The following is a 16,532-nucleotide window of genomic DNA, read 5'->3' on the forward strand; positions in this document are numbered from 1 at the left end:
ATCGTGATGTTTTTGGGGATACCTATGCTCCACGCGGACGTCCCGTCCTTTCCCATGCCTTGTGTTCCCACGAGTAGCGCTCCTGGGGCCGGAAGCGTTCCTTGTAGGCCATGCGTGCACATCCTGGCACCACGAAGCCCAGGTAGTAGAAGGCAAGACCGAGGTTCCGGGCCAGGTCGATCTCCCGCAGGATGCTGAGGTTCCCCAGGCTCAGCGCCGCATAGTCGGGGTCGAAGACGAAGTACACGGAGCTTAGGCTCTCTTCGCCGATGTCGAGATAGCTCACCCCTACCAGACGCTCGCCGAGGTGATAGAGCGCGAGCATGGACGGACAGGAGGGGCTGTGCAGGTGCACGAGAAAGTCCTCGGCATCGGCGCTCTGCCCAAAGCGCGCAAGGCTGTGGCGGGCGTAGAGTTCGAAAAACTCCGGCCGGTAGTGGAGGGGGTCTAGGCGCATGGTCACTTGGTGCCCCAGGCGCAGCACGCGGCGTTGGCTTTTGCTCGGCTGGAAGTGGTGCACCGGGACGCGCACGGGCTGGCAGGCGCGGCACCCCTGGCAGGCGGGGCGGAAATAATAGGCCCCGAACTTGCGCCATCCCTGGGTGAGGAGCCAGTCGAGCTCCTCGGGCCGCACTTCACCGGCGAAGAAGTGCTCGTAGGTGAGGCGGCGGTCCGGGAGGTACGGGCAAGGGACCGGGGGAGAGGGCTCCGGGGCCTGGTAGAGAATCATGGGCGGCGGGAGGCCTCCTTGCTCCAGGAGTCGCGCAGCCCCACGATGCGGTTGAACACGGGCTGCGCTGGGGTGTGGTCGAAACGGTCCGCGCAGAAATATCCCAGTCGTTCCAGTTGGAATCGGGCCTCGGCCGGGCAGGCGGCGAGCATCGGCTCTCCCCATCCCTGGCAGATGGTCAGGGAATCGGCGTTGACGTCCGCAAGGAAGTCTCCATCGGCGCCGGGGTGCTCGGTGGTGAACAGGCGGTCGTAGAGCCGGGCCGTGAGGGGCACGGCGTGGCGGGCCGACACCCAGTGGATGGTCCCCTGGACCTTGCGGCCGTCCGGGGCGTTGCCGCCGCGGCTCTCTGGATCGTGGGTGCAGAAGACCGTGGTCACGGCGCCGTGTGCGTCCTGTTCCACCCCGGTGCAGGTGACGAGATAGGCCCCGCGCAGGCGCACCTCCGCCCCGATGGTGAGCCGCCGGAAGCCCTTGGGCGGCGCAAGGGCGAAGTCGTCGGCCTCGATCCACAGTTCCCGGCAGAAAGGGACCTGGCGGCTGCCCAGGGATGGATCCTTGGGATGGTTGGCCAGGGTGAAGAATTCTTCGGCCTCTTCCGCATACGAGGTGATGACGAGGCGTACAGGCCGCAGCACCGCCATGGCCCGCGGCGCGGTGCGGTCGAGCTCCTCGCGGATGCAGCTCTCCAGCAGGGCCATGTCCACGCAGCTCTCGGAGCGGCTCACCCCCACGCGCTCGACAAACTGATGGATGGCCGCCGGCGGCACGCCCCGGCGTCGGAGGCCCGAGAGGGTGGGCATGCGCGGGTCGTCCCAGCCGTCCACGATGCCGCGCTCCACCAAGGTCTTGAGCTTACGCTTGCTGGTGACCGTGAAGGTGAGGTTGAGGCGGTTGAACTCGATCTGCTGCGGGTGGCAGGGGACGTCGAGCTGCTCCAAAAACCAATCGTAGAGCGGCTTGTGGTCGGCGAATTCCAGGGTGCAGATGGAGTGGGTGATGCCTTCTAGGGCGTCGGAGAGACCGTGGGCGAAATCGTAGGTGGGGTAGATGCACCAGGCATCGCCGGTATTCTGGTGCGGCCGTTTGAGGATGCGGTAGATGACCGGATCGCGCAGGTTGATGTTGGGCGAGGCCATGTCGATCTTGGCGCGCAGGGTGCATTCCCCTTCGGCGAACTCGCCGGCGCGCATGCGGGCGAAGAGATCCAGATTTTCGGCCACGGAGCGGTTGCGGTAGGGGCTTTCGACGCCCGGTTCGGTGAGGGTGCCGCGGGTGGCGCGCAGGTCGTCGGCGGAGAGATGGCACACGTAGGCCTTGCCTTTGTGGATGAGCTCCACGGCGAATTGGTAGAGGCGTTCGAAGTAGTCCGAGGCGTGGTAGAGATGCGGTCCCCAGTCGAACCCCAGCCAGCGTACGTCCTCCTTGATGGCGGCGACGAAGGCCGGGTCTTCTTTTTCCGGGTTGGTGTCGTCGAAGCGCAGATGGCAGCGGCCGCCGAATTCCCGGGCCAGGCCGAAGTTGATGCAGATGGACTTGGCGTGGCCGATGTGGAGAAACCCGTTGGGCTCCGGGGGAAAGCGGGTGACCACTTCGCGGACGGCGCCGCGGGCCAGGTCTTCGGCGATGTGCTCACGCAGGAAATGGGATGGCGGTGTGGTGGTATTCATACGTGCTCCTTGGAGACGGAAAGAGTCGGCGAAGCGGCGGGCATAGGGAGGGCCGGCGGCCTTGGCAAGCCTAGGGCAGCGGCCAGGGCCATGGCCGTGGCGCGGAAGGCGAGCTCCTGCCAGGGGATTGCCGAGGGGGCGAAGACCGCGGCGCTTCGAGTCTCCCCCTGGGGCTTGGGGGTACCGTGAGCCTGGGCGGTGTAGGCCACCACCACCATGGTCTCGCCCGGATGGGAAAAGACGCCCACCAGGCCGGTGATGGCGGCCGCAAGTCCGGTTTCTTCGGCGATTTCCCGAAGCAGTGCACCTTCCACTCTCTCGCCTTGATTCACGTGGCCGCCGGGCAGCATCCAGCCGTGGTCCTTGAAGGCACGGCGCACGAGCACGATGCCCGCTTCCACTTGGAGCACCGCGCAGGCCACGAGCTTGGGGTCAGGGTACAGGGCGCGGCCGCACGTCCCGCATACCCGAGGGCTTACCAGGGGCAGGGGGTAGGGAGCGCCGCAGCCCGGGCAAAAGCGGAGCTCTTCCCAGGAGAGGGTTTTCGATCGGTGGCAGACGGATGCAGTCATGGCGCAGGGATGTGGCGGATCTTGTCCCAGGGGAGGCTTTCCCGGGCGTGGCCGCGTTTGCGGCGCTCCGGATGGCCGATGGCGATGATGCACAGCACCCGGACGTTTCCCGGAAGGCCTACGACATCCCGGACGAAGTCTTCGGCGCTACCGCCTGCAGCGTGCTGCCGCAGCCGCACCTGCACCCAGCAACTCCCCAGGCCCAGGCTTTCGGCCGCGAGCTGGAGGATGATGGCGGCGATGGAGCAGTCCTCGATCCAGGTGTCAGCGCGCTCGGGATCTGCCCAGATCACCACGCCGAGGGGCGCCTGGGCCAGAAACTCGGCGCCGTGCGGCTTGCAGGTAGCCAGTTTTTTGAGCAAGGTCCGGTCCGTGACAAAGACGAAGGCCCAGGGATTGAGCCCCCGGGAGGATGGGGCCCGGAGTACTGCCTCTTTGAGGGCGTCCAGGGTGGCGTCGTCCACGGGAGCTTCGGTATAGGCGCGGATGCTGCGTCGCTGGCGGAGGATATCGAGCATACGGATCTCCATAATGTTGGGATAAGCGTTCGTCTAGCGAGGGATTTTTGGACTGGCAACGGCCCGGGAGGATACATGGAACTGTGGGTATGGGCGGTGGTGATGGTGGCGGGCTGCCTCATGCCGGTACAGCCGGTGCTCAACGCCTGGGCAGCCCACGCCTTGGAGAGTCCGTGGTGGGCGGCGTTTCTCTCCTTTGCCGGCGGCACCGGGGTGCTTTTGGTCTTGGCCCTGGCCTTTTCCGGGCTGCCTTCGGCAAAGGCCGTGGCCGCGCTGCCGCCCGTGGTGCTGTGGGCCGGGCCCTTGGGGGCGCTTTTTGTCACCGCCACCTTGGTGGCTGTCCCCCGCTTGGGGGTGTTCCCGGTGATGGTGCTGGTGGTGGCTGGCCAGCTGCTCACCGCTGTAGTGATGGATCACTACGGCTGGATGGGGGTGCCGCGGGTGCCCCTTTCCTGGTCGCGGGTGCTGGGGGGGATTCTGGTGCTGGTGGGCGTCCTTTTGGTGCGGCGATAAGGAGATGGATATGCGTACGGTGCTTTTTGTGTTCAATGGGGACCCCATGTGTTTCATCCACGTGCTGCTCAACGCCTTGGATATGCATGGGAGGGGCCATGCGGTGTCCGTAGTCTTGGAAGGTAAGGCGGTAACCCTGGTGCCGGAGGTGGTGGCACTGGAGCATCCGCTCCATGCGCTCTTTGTGCAGGTGCACCGCGCGGGACTTCTGGACGGTGCATGCCGGGCGTGTTCGAAGAAGTTGGGCGTGGACGGCGCTATCGAGGCGGCAAACGTGCCTCTTATCGGTGAGATGCAAGGTCACCCCTCCATGGCCGCCTACATGGAACGTGGATATACGGTGATTTCATTCTGATTTGTTGAAGGAGATCCTCAATGCTTCCTTTTTTGGTGTACCGGTGTCGCGAGAACGATCCCATCAAGCAGCCGGAGGCGGTGATTTCCCTCTGGCCGGAAGACGTGCCGCGTTTTGCGCAGATCCTTGACGAAGCCGCCAGCCAGCGGCCGGGGAAGGAGCGCAAGCCTGGCGAATACTGGGAGATTGTGGCCAAGGACGATGCAGATCCGTATGACTGGGAAAAGGTCACCGGGAGCCTCAAGCGCCGGGAGCACGATCCCTTGGGGGATATGTGGCGGGAGCGGGCGCGCATAGAGCGCCTGGTGGAGCAGGGCGTCCCTCTGGAGGAGGCCCTGGCGGTGATGACGCCCCTTGCCCATACCCTGCGCTACGAATCCACGCCGCCCAAGGAGCTCTTGCCGCGCATGGGGGACGCTTCGGAGTGATACGGAGGTGCGCCATGCTGCGTGTGCTCTGGGTGCTGGGGGTGGTGCTGGCGGCCCAAGCCGCCTGGGCTGGTCCGGTGCGCGAACAGACGGTGTATGTGCCGGTCTATTCCCACGTGTACCACGGCGACCGGGAGCGGCCTTTTCTTTTGGCGGCCACGGTGGCGGTGCGCAATGTGGACCGCGCCATTTCCATTACCGTGGTCTCTATAGACTATTACGACAGCGACGGTCGCCTGCTGCGGCGCCTGGTGGCCGAGCCTCGCGTCATTGCGCCGTTGGCCTCCTTGCGTGTGGTCATCCCGGAGTCGGATGCCGCGGGGGGCAGCGGGGCGTCGTGCGTGGTGCGCTGGCAGGCCGAGCGGCCAGCGGCGCCGCCGGTGGTGGAGGCCGTCATGATCGGCACCCGTTCGTCTCAGGGGATTTCTTTTGTCACCCAGGGGCGGGTGCTGGAGGAAACGCCGTAGCGGCTGCGGAAGTGTACCGGAGGAATACTGACGATGGAGACGCTCGAACAATTCGTGGAGTCCTGGGAGGACTGTGCGGCCAAGGAGGCCTTTGGCATTTTACGGGAGGCGCTTGCCGCAGTGCCCGGGGTAGTGCTTTCCACCAAACTGCGCCCAGGGGTGAGCATTTCCCTGCGCGGCGGCCATCCCCATCAACAGGGGCGGGAGCTTTTCGTCATGGTGGACATCATCGACGATGACCCGGAAAATCGCTGGTTGTCGGTGTGTTTTTACGACGACCTGGTGAGCGACCCGGAAGAGCGCGGTGACTTCGTGCCCAAGGGCCTCTTGGGCGAGGACGCCCGGTGTTTCGACCTCGACGAGGCCGATGCGGATGCCGTGGACTACGTGGTGCAGCGCATCCGTGAAGCCGGCGAGCGGGCAGCCCGGTCATGATCCGTCTTGGCCTCGACGCTCGGGCCCTGCAGCGCCACCGCCTGCGCAACCTGCTGCAGTCCGTGCTGCTCCTTGCCTTCATGGCGGTCCATGCGAGCCTCGTGGGCTACTTGATGTGGGGGGCGCAGGGGCTGTGGCTCATGGTCTTCTGGTTGGGGTTTGCCGTGCTTCTGGGCGGCGGCCGCGCCTGGCGCTGGCAGCTGCGCCTCATGGGCGCCCGTCCGGTGTCCGTGGCCGCAGCGCCGCGCATGTACGCCGTGCTGCGCACCTTGGCGCAGCGCGCCGGGCTTGCCGCAGTCCCCGCCCTCTGGTGGATCCCTGCTGCCGTGGCCAACGCCTTTGCCATCGGCAGCCGCCAGGATGCGGCGGTGGTGGTCACCCAGGGGCTCGTGGACACCCTGAGCGAGGAGGAATGCATCGCGGTCTTGGCCCATGAAACCGCCCACGTGGCCCACGGGGATCTGTTCGTCATGGGCCTGGCGGACGGCATCTCGCGCCTGACCGCAGTGCTCGGATGGATGGGCTGGATGACCTTGGTGCTCGCCTTGCCGTACTGGCTTTCGGGGGCGGATGGGCCGTGGGGGGCGCTTCTCCTCATTGCCCTTGCCCCGCAGGTGAGCCTCCTTGCCCAGCTGGGGCTTTCGCGCACCCGGGAGTTCGATGCAGACCTCACGGCCGCCATGCTCATGGGCCGGCCCGAAGCCCTGGCCTCGGCCCTGGTGAAGCTCGAGCAGGCGCAGCGCGGCTGGCGTCGGATCGTTTTCCCACGCCGCTCCACCCCGGAGCCCTCGTGGCTGCGCACCCACCCGTCCACCGAAGAGCGCGTGGCGCGCCTCATGTCCTTGCGCGTACCGGAGCGTGACCCCTGGGATCTGGCCCTGGGGGTTGTCCCCTGGCAATGGTAACCATCGCGGAGAACGCTGTGGCCAATCACATCCTCGTCATCGACGACGAACGCAATTATCTTTTGGTGCTGCAGGCCATCCTCGAGGAAGAAGGCTATCAGGTGACCGCCTTGGCCGATCCTGTCCTGGCCGTGGCCTTTCTCGATGAGTCCGAGGTGGACGTGGTCATCACGGACATGAAGATGCCTGGCATGAGCGGCCAGGAAGTCCTGGAGACGGTGCGCCACCGTTTTCCCCACATCCCGGTGCTCATCATGACCGCCTTCGGCAGCATCGACCATGCCGTGGAGGCCATGAAGGCCGGGGCCTTTGACTACATCACCAAGCCCTTTGCCAATGACGAGATCTTGCGCTCCGTGCGTCGGGCCATGCAGCTGGCCCAGGCCCAGCGCCACAACCGCCTGCTCCAGGAGCACCTGGCCCAGCGCTTTGGCGAAGGGGCCATCGTGGGGCAATCCCGGGCCATCCGCGAGGTGCTCGCCCTGGCCGCCAGGGTGGCCCCGTCCCGCAGCACGGTGCTCATCACCGGGGAGTCGGGTACCGGCAAGGAGCTGGTGGCCCGGGCCATCCATTTGGGCTCCGACCGGCGGGACATGCCGTTTGTGTCCGTGAACTGCGCCTCCCTCAACCCCGGGGTCCTGGAGAGCGAGCTCTTTGGCCACGAAAAAGGTTCGTTTACCGGGGCCGTGGCCATGCGCCGCGGCCGGTTCGAACTGGCCCAGGGCGGCACGCTTTTCCTCGATGAAATCGGCGAGATCAGCGCCGAGACTCAGGTGAAGCTCTTGCGGGTGCTTCAGGAACGGGTGGTGGAGCGGGTGGGGGGCGCCGAGCCCATTGCCGTGGACTTCCGGCTCATCACCGCCACCAACAAGGACCTCACCGCGGAAGTGGCCGCCGGCCGCTTTCGGGAGGACCTGTTCTATCGTCTCAACGTCATCAATATCCACGTGCCGCCCCTGCGCGAGCGCCGTGAGGACATTCCGCTCTTGGCCACCCATTTTCTGCGCCGTTTTGCCGAAGCCAATGCCCGCCAGGATCTGCGCGGGTTTACCCCCCAGGCTATGGATTACCTGTCCGCCTTCGACTGGCCGGGCAATGTGCGCCAATTGGAGAACGTCATCGAGCGGTGCGCGGTGCTGGCCCCAGGTCCGGACATCGATGTGCCGGACCTGCCGCCGGAGCTGCGCGACGAAGAGACGCAGTACAAGAGCGCGGTGGATCTCTTGCCCCTGCAACTCAATCTCTCCGAGACGCTGGAGAAGATCGAAGCGGCCTTGATCCGGCGCGCCCTTGTGCGCTCGGACTTCGTGCAGGTGAAGGCCGCGGAGCTTTTGGGCGTCTCCAAGAGCCTTTTGCAGTACAAACTCAAGAAGTATAATATCAGCCTGCGCGGCTAAGACAGGACCGCGGCGAGGGCCCACGGCGTCACTTGAGGATGCTTGCGCCGAAGCGGCCTGCGGACAAGGGGAAGGTATGGGGATGCTGCTGCCGCTCTGTTTGGCCAACTTCGCCGTGCTGCTCATGATTTCTGCCGTGGGCGTGGCCCTCCCCGCCATGCAGCAGGACTTGGGCGGGTCGGCGGTGCTTTTGGGCTGGGTGGAGGGGGCCTATACCCTGTCCTTGGCCATGGCCTTCGTGCCCGTGGCCCGGGTGGTGGACATTTGGGGCTTTCGCCGCATGTTCCGCCTGGCGCTTGTGGTCTTTGTGGCTGCAGGCATCGCCTCGGCCGTGAGCCCGAGCCTGGAGTGGATCATCGCGGTGCGCAGTGTACAGGCCGTGGCTGGGGCGACCCTCAACACCGCGGCCTTGTCCATGCTGGCGGTAGGGGTGCCCCAGGAGCAGCGCGGGGCGGCCATGGGCTGGTTCGTGGCTTCCATCTATGCCGGTATCGCCGTGGGACCGCTTCTTGGTGGCTTTTTGGTCCAGGCGTGGGGGTGGCGCAGTGTCTTTGCTGTGAGCGTGCCCTTGGTGGTTGCGGCCTGGGGTGTTTCCTGGCGTATCGACGGGGAATGGCGGCCCCGGGCCGGGCAGGGCGTGGACGGCCTGGGGGTCGTGCTCTATGCGGGGAGCGTGGGGACTTGGCTTGTGCTTCTGGCCTCGGTGGATAACGTCCACCGGGCAGGCCCATTGACCGTGGCTGCAGTGCTCCTTTCCTGGTGGTTTGTGCGCCGCATGCGAACGGTCCCCCGGCCGCTGGTGGATCTTCGGGCGCTTATGGGTAACCGCACCTTGATCTTTTCGCTGCTCGCCACAGGCATCAACTACGCCAGTGTGTTTTGCGTGGGGTTTCTGCTCAGTCTCTTTACCCAGATTGTCTGGCATTTTTCGCCCATGCAGGCCGGGCTTGTCTTGATCATCCCGGCGGTGGTGCAGTCCTTGGGCTCTCCGTGGGCCGGTCGTTTTGCGGACCGCGCCTCGGCGCCGCTTTTGGCCTCGGCGGGCATGGCGGTGTGCGCGGCAGTGCTGGCGGCCTTGGCCTTCGGCGTGCCTACGCTTCCGGTGGCAGGGCTGGTGGGGATTCTGGTGGTCCAGGGCGTGGGTTTTGCCCTGTTTTCCTCCCCCAATATGACGGTCATCTTGGGCTCGGTGCGGCCGCAGGATTACTCCATCGCCTCCAGCCTCACCGGTGCGTTTCGCACCTTTGGCATGGCGGTATCCATGGCGGGGGTTACCGTGGTCTTCCGGCTGGTCATGGGAGAGGCGTCGGTGCACGCTGCAGGTCCGCAGGCCTTGGTCACGAGCATGCGCATAGTGCTGAGCATGGCGGCTATGCTGTCCGTGGTGGGCGTCGGGCTGTCGCTTGGGAGGGTGCCGTGGCGGCGTTAGGCGGGATGCGGTGGCTTGTGGCCGCAGGGGTGGTGCTGGGTGTGTGCCGCATGCTCGTATGGGGCGTTGATGGGCTCACTGCGATCGGTGTGGCCCTGCTGCTCGTGCTGTGGCTGGTGCGGCCCAAGCCGCGGCCGTGGCGGGAGGCCTATTATTGCCAAACCTGCGGGGCGGTGTATCCCCTTGAGCCCCCTTTGCGCTGCACCTGCGGGTGTGTGCGGTTTTTCCGCGAAGACTCCTCTAGCCCATCCACCAAATCTTGAAACCCAAGAGTACGAGCACGCTGCCCCCCAGGCGTTCGGCCCATGCCCCAAGGGGGATTCGGCAGCCCACCTGGGCGCCGAGAAAGAGCCCCAGCGCGGTGAGCAGTGCCGCGGTGACCCCAATCACCCCACAGGGCACCAGGATGGGGACCCCAAGCAGGGCCAAGGACACACCTACGGCCAAGGCGTCGATGCTGGTGGCAATGGCCAGGGCGATGAGGCGCATGCCTTGGGTGGGGTCGCTGCAGGCATCGTCCGCCGCATGGCGGAAGCTTTCCCAGATCATGTGCAAGCCAATGCCTGCCAGGAGGAGAAAGGCGAGAAGCGGGGCGTAGGCCGCGAGAAACTTTCGGGCCAGGCTTCCGCCCATCCAGCCGACCACGGGCATGAAGGCCTGGAAGAGGCCAAAGTGGCTGCAGAGGCGAACGTAGTGTCCCCGGTCGGGGTGCTTGAGGGCGGCGCCCGTGGCCACGGCCACGGCAAAGGCGTCCATGGCGAGGCTTACGGCAAGAAACAGGAGCGCGAGTGGCGGCATGCAGACCTCGGAATATTGAAAAAAGTGTCTTTTACGCCGCGCTCTTGGGGTTTGGCAAGAGAACATTGACGGGGAGGCCGGGGCCGTCTACAGGGGGCAAGACGCGGGCTTGCGTCAATTTTTCTTTGGTGAAGGAGGGGGCATGCGGTCGCGGAGTTTGGAAAAATGGACGGCGGCGCGCTCGGCCGAGCTGTATGGCGTGGACAATTGGGGCGGAGGGTATTTTCGGGTCACTTCGGACGGACTCTTGGGCATTACGCCCTTTCCAGGTTCCGAAACCTGTGTGCCCATCATGGACATCATTGGTGGTCTGCAGGAGCGCGGTCTGGGTTTGCCGGTGCTCCTGCGGGTGGAGAACTTACTCGATGCCCAGATTACCTTGCTCCACGAATCCTTTGCCGCGGCCATTGCAACCTTAGGTTACGGCGGTGAGTTCCGAGGCGTGTACCCGGTCAAAGTCAACCAGCAGCAGCAGGTACTTGAGGAGATCGCCAAAGTGGGCGGTCGCTTCAACCACGGCTTCGAGGTGGGGAGCAAGGCAGAACTCATCGCGGCACTTTCCTTTCTCAACAATCCCCGCGCCTGTCTGGTCTGCAACGGCTACAAAGACAAAGACTACATCGATTTGGCCTTGTATGCCTGCAAGATGGGATTTTTGTCCTTTCTCGTCTTGGAGATGCCAAGTGAACTCCCGCTCATCTTGGAGCGCTCTCGGGTCTTGGGCATCGAGCCGCGCATCGGCGTGCGCATCAAGGTGTCTTCCCAAGCCGGCGGGCATTGGGCGGAGTCTGCCGGGGATCTTTCCATCTTCGGCCTGTCTACGGCTGAAGTGGTGGACGCCGTGGATCTTTTGCGGGAGCAGAATATGCTCCACTGTATGCAGTTTTTGCATTTTCATCTGGGCTCGCAGATTCCCAACATCCGCGATATCCGTATGGCAGTGCGCGAAGCCACGCGCATGTATGCGGAGCTCGTGGCCGAAGGTTGTCCCATGGGATTTTTGGATCTCGGTGGCGGCCTTGCCGTGGACTACGATGGATCGCACACCAACTATCCGTCGAGCCGCAACTACACTCTGCAGGAATACTGCATGGATATCGTGGAGTCCGTGATGTCCACGTTAGATGAACGCGGCGTTGCGCATCCTCATATCATCACCGAATCTGGGCGCGCCACCGTAGCCTACTACTCGGTGCTGCTCTTCAATGTCCTCGACATCAGCCGCCTTGAAGATCGTCCTGTGCCGGAGAAGCTCGATAGCGATGCGCCCGAAGCCATCCACAATTTGCTTGAAGTGTATAATTCCCTCTCCCTCAAGAATCTTCAGGAATGCTATAACGACGCCATCTACTACCGCGACGAAGTCCGGCAGCTCTTTCGTCTCGGCCAGTGTAGCCTGCGACAGCGGGCCTTGAGTGATACCATCTTCTGGGCTGTCATTCGCAGCATTGCCGAACGTCTGCCAGGCATGAAGAATCCGCCCTCGGCCCTCAAGGATATTGATCTCGCGTTGGCGAGCATCTACTACTGCAACATGAGCGTGTTCCAGTCTCTTCCTGACGCCTGGGCCATTGGGCACCTCTTTCCCATCATGCCGGTGCATCGTTTGAGCGAAGAGCCTACCGAGACCGCGATCCTTGCGGACATCACCTGTGATAGCGACGGTAAGCTGGACCGTTTCATCGACATCCACGGGGAGAAGCGGGTGCTCGAGCTCCACAGTCTCACCTGTGGTGAGCCCTACTATTTAGGCGCGTTTTTGGTGGGCGCGTATCAGGAAACATTGGGGGATCTGCACAACCTCTTTGGCGACACCAATGTGGTGAGTGTGCGCATCAATGAAGATGGGACGTATGACCTCACTCGAGAGCTGGAAGGCGACAGTGTGGCGGACGTGCTCTCCTACGTGGAGTTCGACCCCAAACAGGTTTTAGAGAATTTTCGCAAGGTAGCCGAAGCCGGGGTACGCGAAGGTAAAATCAGCCCGCAGGAGCGTTTTCTCATCATGCGTGCCTATGAGCGGGGGCTCAGGGGCTACACCTATTTGCATGAAGGTCGCGGCGGCTGCGCCGTGGAGTCTGTGGAATCATCCCAAGGGAGGTAACCATGTCGCGAGTGCTTATTGTGGGGGCCGGTGGTGTGGGCAGCGTGGTGGCGCACAAATGCGCCCAGGTGCCCGAGGTCTTTTCGGAAATCATGCTGGCCAGCCGCACCGTATCCAAGTGCGAGGCCATTGCCGCCTCGGTGCGGGAGCGTGTCGGCCGCACCATCGCCGTGGAGCGGCTCGACGCGGACAACGTGGCGGAGACTGTGGCCCTGCTGCGTCGCTTTCAGCCGCAGGTGCTCATCAATGTGGCCCTGCCCTATCAGGATCTTCCCCTCATGGACGCCTGCCTCGAGGCCGGGGTGGATTACTTGGACACCGCCAACTACGAGCCGCCCCATGAGGCCAAGTTCGAGTACAAGTGGCAATGGGCCTACGATGAGCGCTATCGCAAGGCAGGCCGCATGGCCCTCTTGGGATCGGGCTTCGATCCGGGGGTGACCAATGTGTACTGCGCCTACGCGCAAAAGCATCTGCTCGACGAGATCCATGAGCTCGACATTATCGACTGCAACGCCGGTGATCACGGCCAGCCCTTTGCCACCAATTTCAATCCAGAGATCAACATCCGCGAGATCACCCAACGGGGCCGCTATTGGGAGCGGGGCGAGTGGGTGGAGACCGATCCCTTGTCCTGGTCCATGACCTTCGATTTTCCAGGCGGCATCGGACCCAAGAAATGCTACCTCATGTACCACGAGGAACTGGAGTCCCTTGTCCAGAACCTGCGCGGCCTCAAACGGGCGCGGTTTTGGATGACCTTTTCGGACAACTATTTGAACCACCTGCGGGTACTGCAGAACATCGGCATGACCTCCATCGAGCCTGTGGAATTTCAGGGCCAGAAGATCGTCCCCTTGCAATTCCTCAAGGCAGTGCTGCCGGAGCCCGCTTCCCTGGGGCCCCTCACCAAGGGGAAGACCTGCATCGGTTGCCTCATGAAAGGGGTGAAGGACGGTAAACCACGCACCGTGTACATCTACAACGTCTGCTCCCACGAAGATGCCTACAAGGAAGTGGGCTCTCAGGCTATTTCCTACACCACGGGTGTGCCGGCCATGATCGGCGCCATGCTTATGGTAACTGGGGTATGGCATGCGCCCGGAGTCTATAACATGGAGCAATTGGACCCGGATCCGTTCATGGAAAAGCTCAACAAACATGGCCTGCCCTGGGTGGTGCGGGAACTGTGATGGACGGCCGTACCCAGTTTCGCTTCGATGCGACGGCAGTGGAGACCCCGTGTTTCGTGGTGGACACGGGGCTCCTTGCCCGCAATCTGGAGATCTTGGGCGCAGTGAAGGCCCGTACTGGCTGCAAGATTTTGCTGGCCCTCAAAGGTTTTGCCATGTGGAGCGTGTTTGCCCAGCTGCGGGAGGTCCTCGATGGCGTCTGCGCCAGCTCTCCCCATGAAGCGCGCCTGGGGTGGGAGGAGTTCGGCGGCGAGGTGCACGCCTTTGCCGCTGCCTATTCCGAGGCCCATGTGCGTGCGCTCTGCGCCACGGCCGACCATGTGGTGTTCAACTCCTTTGGCCAGCTCACGCGGCTTAGGCCTGTGGTGGAGGCGGAGTGTGCACGCCTGGGCCGGCAGGTGCGGCTGGGCATCCGCATCAACCCCGAGCACTCCGAAGGCACGGTGCCCATCTATGATCCGTGCAGTCCAGGCTCCCGTCTGGGGGTGCGGCGGCGGCATTTTCAGCCGGAACTCTTGGGTGGGGTGTCGGGCCTGCATTGGCACACGCTGTGCGAGCAGAACGCCGACAGCCTCGAGCGCACCGTGGCCGCAGCTGAGGCCGCCTTTGGGGAGTTTTTCTCCCGCATGGAGTACGTCAACTTCGGCGGCGGACACCACATCACCCGCGTGGACTACGATGTGGCGTTGCTGTGCCGCATCGTCTCCTCCTTTCAGGATCGCTACGGGGTGCAGGTGTACTTGGAGCCCGGGGAGGCGGTGGCCCTCAATGCGGGCTATCTCGTGACCACCGTGCTCGACCTCATTGAGGCGGATATGCCCATGGCCATCCTCGACACCGCGGTGCCGGCGCACATGCCCGACGTCTTGGAGATGCCCTACCGGCCGCACATCGTGGGCTCGGGGGAGCCTTTCGAAAAACCGTACACCTATCGCCTGGGGGGGCTTTCGTGCCTTGCCGGTGACGTGGCTGGGGAATATTCCTTCGATGCGCCGTTAAAGCTGGGTCAGCGTCTGGTGTTCACGGACATGGCCCATTATTCCATGGTGAAGACCAACACCTTCAACGGCGTGGGCCTGCCCAGCATCTACACCTTCCATCCAGACCACGGCTTGCAATTAGTGCGGCGCTTCGGCTATGCAGACTTCAAGTGTCGCCTTTCGTAGCCGGCTTTATGTGGGGCAGCGTCTCAAGAGGCGCAGAGAATCTGGCATCGGCAACGTGTCATGGAGGGGCTTATGGAACTCATCGGAAAGAAGGTCATGATCTTCGTGGAAGAGATGTACAACGATTACGAATACATCTATCCCTACTACCGGTTGCTGGAAGCCGGGGCCGAGGTGGCGGTGGTGGGCCCAGCGGCTGGGGCCAAATACACGGGTAAGGCCGGGACCACGGCGGTGAGCACCCTGGCGGCGGCCGAGGCCAAGACCGCGGAGTTCGTCGGCCTGGTCATCCCGGGCGGCTACGCCCCGGACATGATGCGTCGGCACCCGGCCATGGTGGACGTGGTGCGGCAGATGGACGCCGCGGGCAAGGTGATCGCCGCCATCTGCCATGCGGGGTGGATGCTTGCTTCGGCCAAGATCCTGCGCGGCCGCACGGTGACTTCCTTTTTCGCCATTCGGGACGATTTGGAGCACGCTGGCGCCACCTGGATCGATCAGGAGGTGGTGCAGGATGGTAATCTCATCACCAGCCGCACCCCGGCGGATCTGCCGGCCTTCATGCGTGCGGTGGTAGCGGCGTTGCGGGGATGATGATCGGGCGCGGCCTGGGCGTCGTCCGTGGCCGCGCTGGTGGGGCGATTTCGATGCAGACACGGCAAGGAGCAGGCATGGAGTGTAATCCCTGGTGCGCGGAGCTCACCTCCTTCAAGGTCATGGACGTGCTCGAGCGGGCCGGCGAATTGGAGCGGATGGGCCGCAGCATCATTCATCTGGAGATCGGGGAGCCTGATTTCCCCACCCCCGAGGCAGTACGCCGGGCGGCCATTGCAGCCATCGAGCGCGGGGAGACCCATTATACCCACTCCCAGGGGATTTTGCCGCTGCGCGAGGCCATTGCCGAGCATTACCGCGCTACGTACGGGGTCGTCGTGGACCCGGACCAGATCGTGGTGACCCCGGGCACCTCACCGGCCATGCTCCTTGTATTTTCGCTGCTCTTGCGACCTGGACAGAAGGTCGTGCTGACCGACCCGTCCTACGCCTGTTACCCGAATTTCTTGCGTTTTGCCGGTGCGTCTCCACTTTTTGTGCCGGTGCGCGCAGAGGACGGCTTTCAGATCGATGTGGACGCCGTGCGCCGGGTGCTGGGGCCGGACGTGGCCGGGGTGCTCATCAATTCTCCGGCCAATCCTACGGGCGCGGTCCTCGAAGACCGGGTGCTGGAAGGCCTGGCCGGTTTGGGAGTCCCCATCTTTTCCGACGAGATCTACCAGGGGCTCGTGTACGCCGGTCGGGCGCGCAGCATGCTGGAGTTCACGGACAACTGCTTTGTCTTCAACGGGTTTTCCAAACTCTACGCCATGACCGGCTGGCGCTTGGGCTACGTCATCGCGCCCAAGCGGTTCGTGGAGCGGCTGCGCACCATGCAGCAGAACTTCTTTCTCTGCACCAGTTCCATCGCCCAATGGGCGGGGCTTGCAGCCCTCACCCAGACCGCGGCGGATGTGGCGCACATGCGGGCGGTGTATGACCAGCGCCGCCGTTTTCTCATCCAAGAGCTCCGGGCCTTGGGGTTGGGCGTGGCCGTGGAGCCCACCGGCGCCTTTTACGTGTTCGCCGATGCCCGGCACCTGACCGGCGACTCCTTGGGCTTTGCCTTCGACCTCTTGGAGAACGCGGGCGTCGGGGTGGCGCCGGGCATTGATTTCGGGCCGGGCGGCGAAGGGTTTTTGCGCTTCTCCTACGCCAACTCGTTGGAAAATATCGCGGAAGGTATGCGGCGTCTCCAAGGATATCTCGCGGGTCGTATGTAAGATTGTGTGCGGGCGGTTTTGCTCCATGCACAAAC

At 63.9% G+C, this 16,532-nt stretch carries 19 protein-coding genes; 14 read left to right on the top strand and 5 right to left on the bottom strand.

All coding sequences use genetic code 11. The features are described 5' to 3' along the window. Positions 1–22 precede the first annotated feature (22 nt). From QMF81_RS04035 to QMF81_RS04050, 4 genes are read right to left on the bottom strand one after another with little or no spacing between them, the layout of a single operon-like run. On the bottom strand, positions 23–730 hold the full coding sequence (locus tag QMF81_RS04035) for an arginyltransferase (protein WP_281752248.1): 708 nt from the start codon (positions 728–730) through the stop codon (positions 23–25). Beyond that, a complete protein-coding gene (locus QMF81_RS04040; RefSeq protein WP_281752249.1) occupies positions 727–2,400 on the bottom strand; it encodes a glutamine--tRNA ligase/YqeY domain fusion protein in 1,674 nt (557 codons plus the stop codon). The genes QMF81_RS04035 and QMF81_RS04040 overlap by 4 nt, the downstream gene beginning before the upstream one ends. Next, a complete protein-coding gene (locus QMF81_RS04045; RefSeq protein WP_281752251.1) occupies positions 2,397–2,972 on the bottom strand; it encodes an NUDIX hydrolase in 576 nt (191 codons plus the stop codon). Before QMF81_RS04045 ends, QMF81_RS04040 begins: the two co-directional genes overlap by 4 nt. Then, a complete protein-coding gene (locus tag QMF81_RS04050) occupies positions 2,969–3,490 on the bottom strand; it encodes a nitroreductase family protein (RefSeq protein WP_281752253.1) in 522 nt (173 codons plus the stop codon). The genes QMF81_RS04045 and QMF81_RS04050 overlap by 4 nt, the downstream gene beginning before the upstream one ends. A gap of 75 nt (positions 3,491–3,565) precedes the next feature. Between QMF81_RS04050 and QMF81_RS04055 the strand changes: the two genes are divergently transcribed. The 9 genes from QMF81_RS04055 (at position 3,566) to QMF81_RS04095 (ending at position 9,682) form a co-directional block, all read left to right on the top strand. Further along, positions 3,566–4,003, top strand: coding sequence for a DMT family transporter (locus QMF81_RS04055; protein ID WP_281752254.1), 438 nt, complete (start codon positions 3,566–3,568; stop codon positions 4,001–4,003). A 10-nt stretch (positions 4,004–4,013) separates the two neighbouring features. Further along, on the top strand, positions 4,014–4,358 hold the full coding sequence (locus tag QMF81_RS04060; protein WP_281752256.1) for a DsrE family protein: 345 nt from the start codon (positions 4,014–4,016) through the stop codon (positions 4,356–4,358). A 20-nt stretch (positions 4,359–4,378) separates the two neighbouring features. Next, complete coding sequence (locus QMF81_RS04065; protein ID WP_281752258.1) at positions 4,379–4,786, top strand: hypothetical protein; 408 nt, start codon at positions 4,379–4,381, stop codon at positions 4,784–4,786. A gap of 14 nt (positions 4,787–4,800) precedes the next feature. Next, positions 4,801–5,253 carry a DUF3124 domain-containing protein gene (locus tag QMF81_RS04070; RefSeq protein WP_281752260.1) on the top strand — a complete coding sequence of 151 codons (453 nt, stop codon included), beginning with the start codon at positions 4,801–4,803 and terminating at the stop codon, positions 5,251–5,253. A gap of 33 nt (positions 5,254–5,286) precedes the next feature. Then, on the top strand, positions 5,287–5,688 hold the full coding sequence (locus tag QMF81_RS04075; protein ID WP_281752262.1) for a hypothetical protein: 402 nt from the start codon (positions 5,287–5,289) through the stop codon (positions 5,686–5,688). Then, positions 5,685–6,593 (top strand): zinc metalloprotease HtpX, encoded by a 909-nt coding sequence (locus QMF81_RS04080; RefSeq protein ID WP_281752264.1) that lies wholly within the window; start codon positions 5,685–5,687, stop codon positions 6,591–6,593. The genes QMF81_RS04075 and QMF81_RS04080 overlap by 4 nt, the downstream gene beginning before the upstream one ends. Positions 6,594–6,610: 17 nt before the next feature. Continuing rightward, positions 6,611–7,990: a sigma-54 dependent transcriptional regulator gene (locus QMF81_RS04085; protein ID WP_281752266.1), complete on the top strand. Its 1,380-nt coding sequence runs from the start codon at positions 6,611–6,613 to the stop codon at positions 7,988–7,990. 76 nt (positions 7,991–8,066) lie between these two features. Then, on the top strand, positions 8,067–9,419 hold the full coding sequence (locus tag QMF81_RS04090; protein WP_281752268.1) for an MFS transporter: 1,353 nt from the start codon (positions 8,067–8,069) through the stop codon (positions 9,417–9,419). A 5-nt stretch (positions 9,420–9,424) separates the two neighbouring features. After that, positions 9,425–9,682: a hypothetical protein gene (locus QMF81_RS04095; protein WP_281752270.1), complete on the top strand. Its 258-nt coding sequence runs from the start codon at positions 9,425–9,427 to the stop codon at positions 9,680–9,682. Here the strand turns inward: QMF81_RS04095 and QMF81_RS04100 are convergent. Continuing rightward, positions 9,660–10,217, bottom strand: a complete 558-nt coding sequence (locus QMF81_RS04100) for a manganese efflux pump MntP family protein (RefSeq protein WP_281752272.1) — start codon at positions 10,215–10,217, stop codon at positions 9,660–9,662. The genes QMF81_RS04095 and QMF81_RS04100 overlap by 23 nt on opposite strands. Before the next feature lie 142 nt (positions 10,218–10,359). Between QMF81_RS04100 and speA the strand changes: the two genes are divergently transcribed. From speA to QMF81_RS04125, 5 genes are all read left to right on the top strand, one after another. After that, the gene (gene speA / locus QMF81_RS04105) at positions 10,360–12,321 is read left to right on the top strand and encodes a biosynthetic arginine decarboxylase (protein ID WP_281752273.1); all 1,962 of its coding nucleotides are present in this window, start codon (positions 10,360–10,362) and stop codon (positions 12,319–12,321) included. 2 nt (positions 12,322–12,323) lie between these two features. After that, positions 12,324–13,514: a saccharopine dehydrogenase family protein gene (locus tag QMF81_RS04110; RefSeq protein ID WP_281752275.1), complete on the top strand. Its 1,191-nt coding sequence runs from the start codon at positions 12,324–12,326 to the stop codon at positions 13,512–13,514. Then, a complete protein-coding gene (nspC, locus tag QMF81_RS04115) occupies positions 13,514–14,680 on the top strand; it encodes a carboxynorspermidine decarboxylase (RefSeq protein ID WP_281752277.1) in 1,167 nt (388 codons plus the stop codon). The genes QMF81_RS04110 and nspC overlap by 1 nt, the downstream gene beginning before the upstream one ends. Before the next feature lie 72 nt (positions 14,681–14,752). Next, complete coding sequence (locus QMF81_RS04120; RefSeq protein ID WP_281752279.1) at positions 14,753–15,274, top strand: type 1 glutamine amidotransferase domain-containing protein; 522 nt, start codon at positions 14,753–14,755, stop codon at positions 15,272–15,274. A gap of 77 nt (positions 15,275–15,351) precedes the next feature. After that, positions 15,352–16,497, top strand: a complete 1,146-nt coding sequence (locus QMF81_RS04125; protein ID WP_281752281.1) for a pyridoxal phosphate-dependent aminotransferase — start codon at positions 15,352–15,354, stop codon at positions 16,495–16,497. The last annotated feature ends 35 nt before the right edge of the window (positions 16,498–16,532 follow it).

It is taken from the genome of Thermodesulfomicrobium sp. WS (assembly GCF_027925145.1).
In the GTDB taxonomy this organism is placed as follows: domain Bacteria; phylum Desulfobacterota; class Desulfovibrionia; order Desulfovibrionales; family Desulfomicrobiaceae; genus Thermodesulfomicrobium.

Bases quoted from the DNA above. Each gene is read 5' to 3' on its own strand.
- QMF81_RS04125 (WP_281752281.1), top strand. From the start codon at position 15,352: ATGGAGTGTAATCCCTGGTGCGCGGAGCTCACCTCCTTCAAGGTCATG.
- QMF81_RS04060 (WP_281752256.1), top strand. From the start codon at position 4,014: ATGCGTACGGTGCTTTTTGTGTTCAATGGGGACCCCATGTGTTTCATC.
- QMF81_RS04100 (WP_281752272.1), bottom strand. From the start codon at position 10,217: ATGCCGCCACTCGCGCTCCTGTTTCTTGCCGTAAGCCTCGCCATGGAC.
- speA (WP_281752273.1), top strand. From the start codon at position 10,360: ATGCGGTCGCGGAGTTTGGAAAAATGGACGGCGGCGCGCTCGGCCGAG.
- QMF81_RS04095 (WP_281752270.1), top strand. From the start codon at position 9,425: ATGCGGTGGCTTGTGGCCGCAGGGGTGGTGCTGGGTGTGTGCCGCATG.
- QMF81_RS04035 (WP_281752248.1), bottom strand. From the start codon at position 730: ATGATTCTCTACCAGGCCCCGGAGCCCTCTCCCCCGGTCCCTTGCCCG.
- QMF81_RS04040 (WP_281752249.1), bottom strand. From the start codon at position 2,400: ATGAATACCACCACACCGCCATCCCATTTCCTGCGTGAGCACATCGCC.
- QMF81_RS04055 (WP_281752254.1), top strand. From the start codon at position 3,566: ATGGAACTGTGGGTATGGGCGGTGGTGATGGTGGCGGGCTGCCTCATG.
- QMF81_RS04110 (WP_281752275.1), top strand. From the start codon at position 12,324: ATGTCGCGAGTGCTTATTGTGGGGGCCGGTGGTGTGGGCAGCGTGGTG.
- QMF81_RS04120 (WP_281752279.1), top strand. From the start codon at position 14,753: ATGGAACTCATCGGAAAGAAGGTCATGATCTTCGTGGAAGAGATGTAC.
- QMF81_RS04045 (WP_281752251.1), bottom strand. From the start codon at position 2,972: ATGACTGCATCCGTCTGCCACCGATCGAAAACCCTCTCCTGGGAAGAG.
- nspC (WP_281752277.1), top strand. From the start codon at position 13,514: ATGGACGGCCGTACCCAGTTTCGCTTCGATGCGACGGCAGTGGAGACC.
- QMF81_RS04065 (WP_281752258.1), top strand. From the start codon at position 4,379: ATGCTTCCTTTTTTGGTGTACCGGTGTCGCGAGAACGATCCCATCAAG.
- QMF81_RS04080 (WP_281752264.1), top strand. From the start codon at position 5,685: ATGATCCGTCTTGGCCTCGACGCTCGGGCCCTGCAGCGCCACCGCCTG.
- QMF81_RS04050 (WP_281752253.1), bottom strand. From the start codon at position 3,490: ATGCTCGATATCCTCCGCCAGCGACGCAGCATCCGCGCCTATACCGAA.
- QMF81_RS04090 (WP_281752268.1), top strand. From the start codon at position 8,067: ATGGGGATGCTGCTGCCGCTCTGTTTGGCCAACTTCGCCGTGCTGCTC.
- QMF81_RS04070 (WP_281752260.1), top strand. From the start codon at position 4,801: ATGCTGCGTGTGCTCTGGGTGCTGGGGGTGGTGCTGGCGGCCCAAGCC.
- QMF81_RS04075 (WP_281752262.1), top strand. From the start codon at position 5,287: ATGGAGACGCTCGAACAATTCGTGGAGTCCTGGGAGGACTGTGCGGCC.